This window comes from Roseburia sp. AF25-13LB (assembly GCF_003478915.1).
Taxonomy (GTDB): Bacteria; Bacillota; Clostridia; order Lachnospirales; family Lachnospiraceae; genus Roseburia_C; species Roseburia_C amylophila.
The window spans coordinates 44,689-58,703 of record NZ_QUFO01000002.1 but is presented as its reverse complement, the minus strand read 5'-3'; the positions used below and the strand labels follow the sequence as shown (position 1 = coordinate 58,703).

Below are 14,015 nucleotides of genomic sequence, written 5' to 3'. Positions count from 1 at the left end.
TCCCTACTTTTTTACTTCTCCATCCATAAAATATAAGCGGGATGCAAAATCCGGGTAGTGCCTTACCTTATCATTGTATCCGGTTCCGCCAAATGCCGGACTGACATGAACGCCGCCATACATTAAGGTATCTCCATATGCATGGAAGTCTTCCGTCTCGCCATCCATTTTTACCAATTTCGAAAGCACCTGATGGGTCAGGGAATCCTGTTTGATATGAACCGGCGAAACCGTATTTACCAGATCACCGAATTCTTTGATATTATATTTTAATTTCCGGTTGTAGAAATGGTAACGGACATCCGGCAGCAATCCCTTCGGATAATAGGTCTGCTGCTGCATATTCGGCACCACCAATTTCTGCATCAGCATACCCACTGCCTTCGTGCCATCTTCTGATACGCAGGTCCATTCCATCTGATTACCGGCTTCATCCGCTAAAACGCTGCCGCCCATTCCACTCTGTGTTCCGTCATAAAAGCTTCTGCCCCGGTAAAAGGTTCCCTGCTGCAACACCTTCCGCCATTTCTTATATAATGCAATCTGCTCCTTCATGGCTTCCTTTTCTTCTTTTTTCATATCGCAGAGGTTGCATTCATAGCCGAAGCTTCCAAAGCATGCCACCTGAAATCTTGTCTCTAATGGCGTATTCCGCAGCGTCTGGTGATTCGGGCAGGCGGACACATGAGCGCTGACCGCCGACAACGGATAACCGTAACTATAATTTTCTTCTATCTCCGCCCGACACAATGCATCCGTATCATCACTGCCCCAGATCTGCGGAAAATAACATAAGATTCCAAGGTCAAAACGGTTGCCGCCTGCCGCACAGCCTTCAAATAAAATCTCCGGAAACCGTTCCGTCAGTTCCTTCATACACCGGTATAATCCTAACACATAACGGTGTGCCACTTCTCCCTGCCGTTCCGGTGGAAGTGCTGTGGAATAATAATCACTGAAGGTCCGGTTCATGTCCCATTTCACATAGGAAATGTCCGCTGAAGAAAAGACTTTGCTCATGCTCTCAATAATATAATCCTGTACTTCTCTTCTTCCCAAATCTAAAATCCGCTGGTTTCTTCCTTCCGAATGAGGCTGCCCCGGAATCTCAATCGTCCAGTCCGGATGAGCCACATAAAGTTTGCTTTTCACATTGACCATTTCCGGCTCCACCCAGATTCCAAACTGCAGTCCCAGTCCATGAATCTTATCAGATAAGCCCTTAAGACCGCCCGGCAGTTTCTTCGTATTTGCTTCCCAGTCTCCTAAGGAACTGCTGTCATCCATCCGCTCGCCAAACCAGCCGTCATCCATTACAAATAATTCTATGCCAACTTCTTTTGCTTCCTTTGCCAGCTTCAGTAACTTCTTCTCACTGATGTCAAAATAGGAAGCCTCCCAACTGTTAAGCAGTATCGGCCGCTCCTTCTTCTGCCAGGTTCCACGGATAATATGCTCCCGGATAAAATGATGCAGCCTCTGGCTCATCTGGTTAAATCCGTTTTCTGCATATGCCATCACTGCCTCCGGTGCCTGAAAGCTTTCTTCCGGCACCACTTCATAGGAAAATGCCTGTGGATTGATTCCTGTCACCAGACGCATTTTGCCAAAGCTGTTTACTTCTGTTGCTTCATAGTGATTACCGGAATAGATAAGGTGAAAACCAAAGCATTCCCCGGCATCCTCTGTAGTCTTCGGCCGGCTTAGCATCACAAAGGAATTGGCCCGGCTGGAGGTGGTTCCGGTATAGGAAGCATTTACTAATTTTCCTGCTATTACCGGCATATCACTCCGCTTCATTTCTCTTGCCCAGGCTCCATGAAATGTAGTAAATGCATAATCATGCCCATCAAAGTCAAGCTGCAGGCTCATCAGCCGTTTCAACTGCACAGCTTTCTTTCCGTTATTATAGAATTTCGCACTGCGGCTGATGATGTCACAGGATGGATAGACATAATAATACAATTCCAGTGCCAGCTCATTTCCTTCGTCCGCAAGCCGGATACAAAGCTGCTCCACTTCCTCTTCGCTGCCATAGGAACCCGGCAGTTCCGCAAAGGCTTCCTTACCTTTGGTTATCTCTGCTTCCCTGTATACAAAATCTATCGTATTGCTTCCATTGGCATTCACCACTTCCACAAAAGGCTCTCTTATATCTCCTTTTCCATAGGAGGACATTTCAAGGCGCATATCCTCTAAGGAATATGCTTTCTGCTCTTCGTTATACAGATTCACATTACCCGGTGCAAAGACATGCTTTTCCACCAGCGGCTGCATATCTGCTTCGTCCTCGATATGAAGCTTTCTGCCATAATAAAGATGTTCCAGTTGTCCGGTAGGAAGTACCCGGAAGCAATAGGTGGTATGGTCGGTATCCAGAATAAAATAATCCTTTTCCTTACGAATCATCGATAATTTTCCTTCCCTTTAATCTGCTCTGTGATTTCCTGCACTTTTTCTTCTGTCAGGATAAATTTCTTACGGAATACCAGCACTGCAATCAGTAAGCCGATAATCGGAATTCCTGCCATCGTCATGCGGAGTCCTAAAAGGGAGCTGCCGGACGCAGCAGCTGCGGCTGCTGTTTCTGCAGTATCATTACTTAAGTGGCAGAGATTTAAGCAGATGGAAGCTGCCAGTGCAGCTACTCCGGATGCCAGTTTTACCACAAAGGTCTGCATGGAAAAGATAACGCTCTCATCTCTCCGGTTATTTTTCAGTTCGCCATAGTCTACGGTATTTGCAAGAAATACGGTGGTAAGTACCGTCAGCATTCCAAAGGCTGTAAAGATAAAGAATGACGGAATAAATAGCAACAATAAGTTTGACATATTTGTCAGTGTCAGTATAAATAATACACCATAACCTGCGATTGCCATAACAAAGCTTACATAAAATACCTTCAAGACACTTAAGAATTTACGCAGCAGTGGGAAGAATATCATCATGGAAATAATCTGGATTCCACCACCAAAGGTATTGAATAAAGTATAGCTGTTATACCACGCGTCCCCGCCAAAATCATATTTGAAAAAATAAATCAAAAGGTTTGAAGTAATATAAAGAGAGCAGTTAATCAGCACTATCGTAATAACAACGGTCATTGCCTGGTCATTCTGTAACAATGCCTTAAACATCTGTCCCACTGACGGAGAGTCCACATTTACGGTGGATTTTTCTTTGATGCTCATACAGGTAATGGTGATAAAAATCACAAATAACACTGCAATGATTAATGCAAACCATTTGAAACCGGCACGTTCATTGCCCTGACCTAATAAAACCACACATTTTACCGTGATAATCGTAATCAGTGCGGAGCCCACGCCTGCACAGGAACGGGCAAGGGTAGAAAGTCCCTCTCTTTCTTTGCCGCCTTCGGTAAATGCCGGAATCATAGACCAGAATGGAATATCCATCATGGTATAGGTAACGCCCCATAACACATAGATTACCGCCGCATAGGCAACCAGTCCGCTGCCATCTAATGCAGGTGGTGCCGCAAACATCAGATATAAGATTACTGCATTGGTTATGGTTCCAATCAGAAGCCACGGACGGAACTTACCCCAGCGGGTTCTCGTCTTGGCTACGATAATTCCCATAACCGGATCATTAAATGCATCAAATACTCTTGCTGCCATCAGGATAATTCCCATCGCAATGGCACTGACATTCAAAATATCCTGATAGTAATATAAAATGTAACTTGCAGAAAGCATGTATACCATGTCTTTGCCAACTGCACCAAGGCCATATGCTACTTTTTCTTTTGTTGTTAATCTCATTGTCCTTCTCCTCCTTTTCGTAAGCCCATTGCCAGTTCCACTACCCTGTATGCGCCATCGTAAATCCCCTGTTTCTTATTTTCCATAATTGCTTCACACATATCGGTAAGCAGATGGGCTGAGCTTTGGAATAATTCCAACATCTGCAAGGTATGTGGAATATCACGGCATTCCAGGGTACCGTCCCCAATCTCTGCGGAATGGATGGCACCCCACTGTTCATGACCACCCACTCTTTTGATAAAGAGCTTCGGCACCGGATAAAATGCCAGTTCGCTTGGCTTTGTCACCAACACATCACAGCTTCGCATCAAAAGATTCGTGCAGTACACTGCTTCGAAAATATTCTTATGGTAGAAGCCATGGACTCCGATTACTTCCCCATCCAGTGCAGCTTCGGCAAACTGCTTTGTATTCTCCCAGTCATCAAAATGCTCCGTTGCTGCATTTTTTAGTTCCGGAATTTCCTGTAATAATTCTTCCCAGACATTCCGGTAATCTCCTACATTGACATAAAGTGCTGCCTTGCCTTCCCGGATTGCCGGCAGCAGATATTTGATAATAGCTGCAAAAATTTCTCTCTGGGCTCCTGCTCCGCCGATGGTCAAAAGAAAACGCATCGGTTTCTTCTCATGCTTTCTTTGGATTCTTGCTTCACAGTCAGCTTCAATGTTGCTTACCAGCTCATGGTCAATATAATGTCCCGTGTATACAAGGTCTTTTTCCGGCATTGGATTTAAGACATCTTTTCCCTGCATGCCATTTAAAATCCGATAACCCTGATACGCATAATGAGTCTGCACCGTATGAAGGCTTCCTTCGGATAAATGCAATGCCATCGGCCAGTTATCCGGAATCGCATTGACTACATATTTCATGCCGGCATGTATAGCTGCCTGTGCCGGCCACACATGGGTTGCTACCACCGGAATTTCCTTTGGTACATTCCGGTAAACCGGAGCCATAAGCTCTGCATTTTTCTGGTCGGAGGCATTATAGGAAAGCTTCCGGAATCCCTCATAGTTCATTGGCTCCCACACCAGTTTATTAAAGAGCTTACTCTTACCGGAAAGTCTAGAACCCAGAGAATACAAATCATTCTGTGCGCCGATTACTTTGGTGCAGGTCGTCTGCTTATAGGAATTCAAGTCCATCCAGTATGGGATATAACCCATGGATTTTGCTGCTGATGCGATTGCCATGGAAATACGGTAATGTCCAAAACCCATACGGATATTTCCTACGATAATGCCTTTTTCTTTGTCAAATTCCAGTTTTGAAGCCTCTTTCTGCTCTGGCAGCAGCACATCCACAACGCCAAGTGCATCACCGATATGTGCATTTTCTTTTAACACTACCGGATAATCTGTCTTACTGTCATCCCCAAATTTCTTTTGAAATTTCTTCTTACTCTTTACCGCCTTCCGGTACACCTTCTGCGGCATTTTGTTTCCGAAGATTTCCCTTGATTTCTCCTTCATAGATACCCTCCTTATCGTTATACTCCCTTATTCTATTTCAAATGTAATTTCTCTGGTTCCTACCTGGCGGCTGCTTATCATAAGTTTTCCGCTTCCGGTCTTTCCTATGGTCTTTACATAAGTGCCACCCATACCGCCCTGCAGGCTGATGATGTCCGGTCCGATGAGTTCTAATGCTCCTTCACATTTTAGCTGCACCGGCTCCTGAAAATATGGTAACAGATTTCCATTTTCATCCACTGCCTGTATTCTTACCGCAGCCACATCATAGGTATGCGTTTCTTTTAATTTCTGACTGCTGACCGTAATCTGATACTGCACCTTCTGTACCGGTTCTCTTACTAAAGTTTTGACCACCTTACCATCCTTTATGGCTTCTAACTTATATTCCACGGATTGTCCGCCCCAGTCCCCGACATACCTGTTATAAAGTGCAACCGCATCCTCCATCTTCATATGATAAAAAAGCATCAGTTTTGCTGCCAGATAATATGCTCTTTTCGGCAGATGATTCATGCCATAGCGTGCCGCCAGATTCAAAACTTCTTTTACCATTGCAGCCTGTTTCGGTGCGAAATCCTCTCCCTCTTCGATGGCATTTCCAATGTAATCATCAATTGGAACCGGACCATGTTTCAGATTCTTATATGGAGAATCCGTTTTCTTATATTCCTTTGTAAACCGGTCATTTTTGTACATTTTAACACTGTCTGCATTGGTAAAAATATAAGTCTCGCCCCGGTTGCAGGCTGGATGTTCTCCAATATCCATCGTTGAACTTAAGGCTAATACCGGTCTTTCTTCCTGCTGGCAGGCATACACATCTGCCGCCATTTTCGGATTACGGAACATGTCTAAGACTCCGTGATAGCAAATTCTGTCTCCACTACCGAAATCTTTATGTGTATTATAATCTGCCATACACCATCCGAAGCTTCCGGCAATATCCTCTTCTCCTGCTACTGCATCCAGTACATTGGCGTGGCGGAGAGCATGCCACATGCGATGTTCTTCCCAGTCGAAGGATTTGGTGGAATACATATGTCCGTTATATTCCGTGATAAGATACGGTTTTTCTACATCGGATGTCACATATTTCTTATGCTCACAGCCTTTGTTCAGACCATTGTGCACAAAATCATTATAGGTATATACATCCTCTAAAAGACTGCTCTTTTTATGCGCCCGCACACCACCGGTCTGTCTGGTATCATCCAACTTATGTGCCATTGCATTGGTGCGGCGGTAAAATTCATCATCATCCTGTGATTCATTAATCCTCACACCCCAGAGAATAATGGATGGATGGTTGCGGTACTGCATCACCATGTCTTTTACATTTTCCACCGCCTGTGCTTTCCACGCTTCATCACCGATATGCTGCCAGCCCGGAATCTCGGTAAATACCATAAGCCCAAGCTCATCGCACCGGTTTATAAATTCCTGGGACTGCGGATAATGGGATGTCCGCACTGCATTCAGCCCTAACTCTTTCTTTAATACTTCCGCATCCATCCGCTGTATGGAAGCCGGCATGGCATAACCCACATATGGATAGCTCTGGTGACGGTTCAAACCCCGGATTTTAAGCTTCCGTCCATTTAAGTAAAAGCCATCTTTTTGGAATACTGCCTGGCGGAATCCCACCGTCGTTACGGTCTCATCGATTATATTATTTCCGGTTACAAGCTGGGTCTTTACTTCATATAACGCCGGATTCTCTACTTCCCATAGAGATACAATTCCTGCCGGAAATACAAGTGTTTTCTTTCCCTCCTGTGCAGGAATTTCAGCAAGCGTTTCCTCTCCAATCAGCCGGTATTCCTCTTCACCTTTTTTCCGGATGTACTGCCGCAGCAACAGGTTTTCTTCGTTTCCTGCCAGCGTAATTTCTGATAGCAGTGTTCCCTTCTTTGTCTCCAGCTCCACCTGTGGTTTTAAAAATACATCTGCAAGATAGCTTTCCTCATTTATCTCAAGATAAACATCCCGGTAAATTCCACCGTAGGTCATATAATCAATGACAAATCCAAAGGGCGGAACATTCAGATTCTCATTGCTGTCCACCCGCACCGCAATGATATTATCTTCCCCATAGTGAAGCTGTGCTGAAATATCAATGGTAAATGCCGTATATCCGCAGTGGTGTGCGCCTGCTTTCTTTCCATTTACATAGACTTCACTGTCATGGGCAACTCCCTCAAAGGTCAGCCGTACCACTTTTCCTTCCCACTCTTTCTTCGCCAAAAGGTGTCTGCGATAGCCGCTTACCATCTGATACGCATGCTCATCAAAATAGTGAAAGGGCAGTTCCTTTACCGTATGGGGAATCCGTACACTCTGCATCGCTGCTTCGTCATATTCTGCATTGCCCTGCGCCGCTTCCCATTTCTCACTGAAATACCAGTCATTGTCCAAATAGTATTTTTCTCTCATACCTTTTCCTCGCTCTTTCTGCTGGTGTATTTCTATTCATGCATCTCTATTCGCACATGTCTATTGTCTCGTGTTAATTCCATCCACCAGAATATCCACTACTTCCTCTAATGCCTCACCATAGGAAAGTTTACTCTGAATCAGGATGTCTCTTTGGAAGAACTGTTCCAGGGAGGCTTCCAGCATCATCTTTAAAACCGGTATGTTGATGCGGCGGATTACGCCTTCCTCCATGCCCTGTTCCAATAACGCAATGGTGGTCTCCCAGCCGGTCTCTAACCGAAGTTCCACCTGATGATAAATTTCCGGAAATTTATCTTTTAATAAATACATCTGCCGGAAATCGATTTCCTTATAGCTCTCCGGCATTACCCCTAGGATTTTCCGTATTTTTTCTAAAGTGCCAAGGCTTTCGTCTGCCATAACTTCCCGTTCACTTTCCTTGATGCAGTCAAACAGATAATCCACCATGGCAAGAAATAACGCCTCTTTATCTGCAAATACCTGATAAATTGTTTTCTTGCTGATACCAAGAATGCGGGCGATATCATCCATGGTAAATTTCAATCCCTTCTGGTTAAATGCCTGCATCGTGCCCTGCAATATTTTCTCTCTCAATTCCATTTTCACTACCCCTGTTCTCTGTGGAAACCATTTTTTGTTTTTCGGTTTCCTTAATTGTAACACCTTGGGATTTCCGTTACAAGAAACTGAATTACCAAAATTGGTTTCCTGAATTTGTGTATTTTGACGAGAAGGGAATTTCAACTATGCAAAATACCATTTATATTTTTTCAATTACAACATAACTTACTTCATTTTGCCCCCATCCTGATGTCTTAACACTCAAATATTAGTAAAAGAGCCAGATACCTTAAAACAAAGATATCTGGCTCTTCATAATTATTTTATTTAATTTTGAATCTCCTCTTACAGGAAGATATACTTACAAATGAATAATACTGCAAGAATATACATCAGCGGAGTAATCTTCTTAGCTTTACCACAGATTAAGTTGATGATAACGTAAGAGATAACACCGATTGCGATACCTTCTGCAATGCTGTACATAAGAGGCATAGCGATTAAGCAAAGGTATGCAGGAGCTGCTTCTGTAATATCGTTGAAGTCAATCTTAACGATTGCAGATACCATAAGGAATCCAACGAAGATTAATGCAGGAGCGGTAGCAAATCCTGGGATTGCTGTAAAGATTGGTGCAAATAAGATTGCAATCAGGAACATGAATCCGGTTACAACAGATGCAAAACCGGTTCTGGCGCCTGCACCTACACCAGCAGAACTCTCTACAAAAGTTGTGGTTGTAGAAGTACCAAGAACAGCACCAGCGGATGTTGCGATAGCGTCAGCTAATAATGCATTTTTAACTCTTGGAAGCTTTCCTTCTTTGTCTAACATACCAGCTTTATCAGAAACACCGATTAAGGTTCCGATGGTATCAAACATATCTACAAATAAGAAGGATAATAATACTACGATAAAGTTAACAATACCTACACCGGTAAAGTCAGCTTTGAAACACTGTCCAAAGGTTTCTCCAATTTTGGTGAAGTCTGTCATTGCAAATGTAGGATATAAAGAATAGAATCCAGCTTCTGCATCAATCTGATAGATACCTGCTGCCTGGCAGATCATACCAAGAATCCATGTAGCAAGGATTCCGATAAGGATGGAACCTTTTACATTTTTTACATATAAGATAATGGTAAGAAGTAAACCAATCAGTGCAAGTAAAGCACAGATTCCTTCTGTATGCCAGTTCTCTGTAAATTTAACATAAGATAATAAAGTAGAGCTGTTGTCAACAACAATGTGAGCACCCTGTAAACCGATGAAAGCGATAAACAGACCAATACCGGCACTTACACCTTTTTTCAGTGTAGCAGGAATGGCATTGAAAATTGCCTCACGTACGTTGGTCAGTGAAAGTACGATAAAGATGATACCTTCAATGAACACTGCCATTAATGCGACTCTCCAGTCATAACCCATATTTCCACATACTGTAAATGCGAAATATGCATTCAATCCCATACCAGGAGCTAATGCAAATGGATAGTTAGCCATCAAAGCCATTGCAAGTGTTCCGATAAAGGATGCAAGACAGGTTGCAATCAGAACTGCAGTAGGATCCATGCCAGCAGCAGATAACAGGTTCGGGTTAACTGCCAGGATGTAAGCCATTGTCATAAATGTGGTAAGACCTGCAATTACTTCTGTCTTGACGTTAGTGTTGTTCTCTTTGAATTTGAACATTTTCTCTAACATTTTTCTTCCTCCAAATTGTTTTTTATACCTAAAGCCAGCCTCTCTGGCAATAAGTCATGGTAAACTTCTCTTCTGTAAATTATTTTCCTTCATATGTAATTACAGAAGCAACATCATAACCCTTCAAACGTTCTCTTCCCTTTAATCCAGCCAGTTCCATTAAGAAAATGACTTTGACTACTTCACCGCCAAGCTGCTCTACTAATTTGATAGCAGCTTCAATGGTTCCGCCGGTTGCGATTAAGTCATCTACTAAAACAACCTTCTGCCCCGGTTTGATGGAATCCTTGTGCATCTCAATGGTAGCCTGTCCATACTCTAAATCATAAGACTGTGAAATGGTCTCACATGGTAATTTTCCTTTTTTACGAACCGGTACAAACGGTTTATGCATTTCGTAAGCAATTGGTACTCCGAAAATGAATCCTCTGGATTCTGTACCGGCAACTACATCATATTCCACACCATCTAAAAGCTTGATCATGGAATCTATTGCAAGCTGAAGTCCGTCTGCATCCTGCAATACGGAAGTAATATCCCTGAAAATAATTCCCGGCTCTGGAAAATCCGGTATACTTCTTACATATTCTTCTATTTTTTTCATCTTAATACCCTTCTTTCTATTTACTGCCCTCTGTTTAAAAAAACACTTTTTTATTATAAATTTATACTGCCAGAAATACAAGCAATTTTTTATAAAATGTTTCGTTTTTGGTTATAAAATTTTATGAAAAGTTGCTATTTTATTGCAAATATATTAAGATGTTCTATACGAAAGAAAAGTTCGGAAAGGGGATTTTTTGTGAAAATTCTGATTTTATCCTGCAACACAGGAGAAGGACATAACGCCGCCGGTCATGCCGTGGAAGAAGCAGCTTTAGCAAGAGGACACGAAGTAAATTTCGTTGATGCCATGCAGCTTGGCAAAAGACATACTTCACGCCTTATCAGCGGACTTTATATTGGGATTGTAAAGCATCTGCCGTGGTTTTTCGGTTTCATTTATAAACTGGGAATGCTTATCAGTAACCGCCATTTCAAATCTCCGGTTTACTGGGCAAATGCAAAGCTGGCGAAACCGCTTGCATCCCTCATCGAAGAAGGAAATTATGACATTGTGGTGATGCCGCACCTTTACCCGGCAGAGACGATTACTTATATGAAGAAACACAACATGCTGCCGGTAAAAGCAGTCGCTATCGGAACCGATTATACCTGCATCCCTTTCTGGGAGGAAACCAACTGCGACTACTACATTATTCCCCATGAGGATTTAGTAGACGAATATATAAAACGTGGTGTTCCAAAAGAGAAATTACTGCCTTACGGTATTCCGGTACGCCACGCCTTTGCCAATCATACACCAAAAGATATTGCCCGCCGCAAATGCCACCTAGATGCTGATGCCCCGACCTTTCTCATTATGAGTGGAAGTATGGGATTTGGAAAGCTTGCAGTCTTTGCCATGGCACTTTATAAGCAGTGTAAAAATGACGAACACATTGTAATTATCTGCGGAAACAATAAGAAATTACAGTCAGTTCTCACCAAAGAATTCAGACATTGCCCGCGGGTTCATGTCTTAGGCTACACCAGACATGTTTCCCTTTATATGGATGCCTGTGATGTCATCTTTACCAAACCGGGCGGACTTACTTCCACCGAAACTTTAGTAAAAGGAATCCCAACTATCCATACCGCACCGATTCCAGGCTGTGAAACCGCAAACAGTGCATTTTTCGTAGACCGTGGCATTTCCTATGCCTCTAAATACATGATAGAACAGATTCGCCTTGGAAAGCTGCTGATGCGAAGCCATGATTTGCAGGAGGAAATGCATACTGCACAGCTCCGGGAGCAAAAATTCGATGCAGCAGAACGCATTGTAGACCTGTTAGAATCACTGTCTGAAAAATAACGACCGTAACTTTTGACCGAACAAGCGATTGTGAAAGCGTGAGGAGACGATTTGCCCCATAATATTACGCTGATTCACAGGAGGTTATCTTTCTCTACGAAATACCACAGTTCTAATATGCGTGTTTTTCTTTTTGTGATTAAAACAGTCTTTCCAATGTTTGTCAGAATAGCGGCACGGTTCGCCGAAGTGCAGATGCCTGATAAGGGCTGTTAGGGGCACTGGGAATTTCGTCTGGCAACAGGCAACGCTGGTACATGGATGTACCAGCGAGGCACAATTGAACAAGGATGTGAATTTGTGCCGGTTGCCAGATGAACTTGGCATTATATCGAAATTCCCAGTGCCCCTTGCAGGCATTATGCGGCATCTGCCCTCGACGGACAGTACCGCTATTCAGCCAAAGCAACCGGAAAGACAGTTTACATGCAAGAAAAACACGCATTCTAAGAACTGTTGGCATTTCATAGTGCACAAAGATAACTCCCCTGCGAATCCCGTAATATTTTCCAGCAAAATCTATCTCCTTCCGCAATCACCTGTTTATCGAAAAGAAAAGGAGCCTTTATATGAACCAGTCAATTATCACCTGCATCTTTTTTTCCATCGCCGGCTATCTCAGCGGCAGCATACTCTATGCCTACTGGATTCCAAAGATATTATTCCAGAAAGATATCTGTGCATTAAGTCCGGATGGAAATCCCGGCACTGCCAATGCCTTTGTGTACGGCGGATTCCGGGCTGGTATTCTTGCGCTCCTTTTGGAGCTTTTCAAGGGCTTTTTCCCGGTTGTACTCGCCCTACGGACATTGGATATTGACACTCCATACATGATTCCGATTCTGATAGCACCGGTTCTCGGACATGCGTTCCCATTGCAGTTTCATCCGAAAAACAGTAACAAAAAAGGCGGCAAAGCCATTGCCGTCTCCTTTGGTGTACTGCTTGGAATCTTTCCGGTTGTTCTGCCGGTTCTTTTCCTTGCTGCTGCTTATATTCTTTTTTCTGTGGTCTTAATTATCCGGCCACATCTTTTCCGGTCCATTATTACCTTTGGCGTATTCTGCCTTCTGGTCTTTCTCTTTGTGCCGGTTCTCTCCATTGACTTTGCCTGCCTTGGAATTGCACTGCTTGTTATCTATAAGCATCTTTGCGCTTACCAGAATGAGAAACTTTCCATCCGGTTTTTCTTTCAAAAATAGCTTTTTTAAGAGATACCTACCAGGAAATAACTTCGGTTCCCTCTTCGGTTACCAGAACCTGAATCTCCCACTGGGCACTTGGAAGTCCGTCTTCTGTATACACGGTCCAGTTATTTTCATCATCTATGTAGATAGCTTCTTTTCCCATATTTACCATTGGCTCAATCGTAAACATCATGCCCGGAACTAAGAGCATCTCGGTTCCTCTCTTGCTGTGATAGCCAACCCATGGCTCTTCGTGGAATTCTTTTCCAACACCATGTCCACCGATTTCTCTTACGATAGTATAGCCATTTTCATAAGCATGGTCATGCACTGCCTGACCCATATCTCCTAAAAAGCCCCATGGTTTTACCGCTTTTAAGCCTTCTTCCACACATTCTTTCGTTACCTGGACAAGACGCTTCTTTTCTTCACTGACATCTCCAATCAGAAACATTCTGGAGGAATCAGAAAAATATCCATCTAATATTGTGGAAACATCCACATTAATGATATCGCCATCCTTTAAAATAATATCCTCCGATGGAATACCATGGCATACTTCTTCATTAATTGACGTACAGACGCTCTTCGGAAATCCTTGATAATTAAGCGGTGCCGGGATTCCACCCATGGCTGTTGTTTTCTCATATACCATACGGTCAATTTCTTCTGTACTCATGCCAGCTTTGATATGCTCAGCCACATAATCCAGTACTGCCACATTAATTTTGGCACTTTCCCTGATACCTTCGATATCCTTCGGTGTCTTAATCAAATCATGGGTTGGCACAATACAGCCTGCCTCACGATACTTTTCAATCTTTTCATCAAATGACTGATGGCATGTCTTATACTTTCTTCCACTGCCACACCAGCAGGGATCATTTCTACCTATTTTTACAGACATTTCTATTTC

General features: G+C 43.2%; 10 protein-coding genes. 2 read left to right on the top strand and 8 right to left on the bottom strand.

Annotated elements, in window-relative coordinates; genetic code table 11:
- Positions 1-3: 3 nt before the first annotated feature.
- The 7 genes from DWY37_RS03425 to DWY37_RS03395 form a co-directional block, all read right to left on the bottom strand.
- Positions 4-2,409, bottom strand: a complete 2,406-nt coding sequence (locus DWY37_RS03425) for an alpha-galactosidase (RefSeq protein WP_118541843.1) — start codon at positions 2,407-2,409, stop codon at positions 4-6.
- Positions 2,406-3,788, bottom strand: coding sequence for a glycoside-pentoside-hexuronide (GPH):cation symporter (locus tag DWY37_RS03420; protein WP_118541845.1), 1,383 nt, complete (start codon positions 3,786-3,788; stop codon positions 2,406-2,408). The genes DWY37_RS03425 and DWY37_RS03420 overlap by 4 nt, the downstream gene beginning before the upstream one ends.
- Positions 3,785-5,269, bottom strand: a complete 1,485-nt coding sequence (locus tag DWY37_RS03415; RefSeq protein ID WP_118541847.1) for a DUF6937 domain-containing protein — start codon at positions 5,267-5,269, stop codon at positions 3,785-3,787. Before DWY37_RS03415 ends, DWY37_RS03420 begins: the two co-directional genes overlap by 4 nt.
- Positions 5,270-5,296: 27 nt before the next feature.
- Positions 5,297-7,705 carry a glycoside hydrolase family 2 protein gene (locus DWY37_RS03410; protein WP_118541849.1) on the bottom strand — a complete coding sequence of 803 codons (2,409 nt, stop codon included), beginning with the start codon at positions 7,703-7,705 and terminating at the stop codon, positions 5,297-5,299.
- 60 nt (positions 7,706-7,765) lie between these two features.
- A complete protein-coding gene (locus DWY37_RS03405; protein ID WP_118177085.1) occupies positions 7,766-8,329 on the bottom strand; it encodes a TetR/AcrR family transcriptional regulator in 564 nt (187 codons plus the stop codon).
- Between the two features lie 306 nt (positions 8,330-8,635).
- On the bottom strand, positions 8,636-9,994 hold the full coding sequence (locus DWY37_RS03400) for an NCS2 family permease (RefSeq protein WP_117841323.1): 1,359 nt from the start codon (positions 9,992-9,994) through the stop codon (positions 8,636-8,638).
- A 79-nt stretch (positions 9,995-10,073) separates the two neighbouring features.
- Complete coding sequence (locus tag DWY37_RS03395) at positions 10,074-10,598, bottom strand: adenine phosphoribosyltransferase (RefSeq protein ID WP_117841324.1); 525 nt, start codon at positions 10,596-10,598, stop codon at positions 10,074-10,076.
- Positions 10,599-10,796: 198 nt separating this feature from the next.
- On the opposite strand from DWY37_RS03395, the gene DWY37_RS03390 reads away from it, so the two are divergent.
- Both DWY37_RS03390 and DWY37_RS03385 read left to right on the top strand, forming a co-directional pair.
- The gene (locus DWY37_RS03390) at positions 10,797-11,912 is read left to right on the top strand and encodes an MGDG synthase family glycosyltransferase (protein ID WP_118177084.1); all 1,116 of its coding nucleotides are present in this window, start codon (positions 10,797-10,799) and stop codon (positions 11,910-11,912) included.
- Positions 11,913-12,481: 569 nt separating this feature from the next.
- Entirely contained in the window at positions 12,482-13,114 is a 633-nt protein-coding gene (locus DWY37_RS03385) for a glycerol-3-phosphate acyltransferase (RefSeq protein WP_117841326.1), read from the top strand.
- A gap of 16 nt (positions 13,115-13,130) precedes the next feature.
- Here the strand turns inward: DWY37_RS03385 and DWY37_RS03380 are convergent, their stop codons facing one another.
- A complete protein-coding gene (locus tag DWY37_RS03380; protein WP_022244192.1) occupies positions 13,131-14,006 on the bottom strand; it encodes a methionyl aminopeptidase in 876 nt (291 codons plus the stop codon).
- Positions 14,007-14,015: the final 9 nt, after the last annotated feature.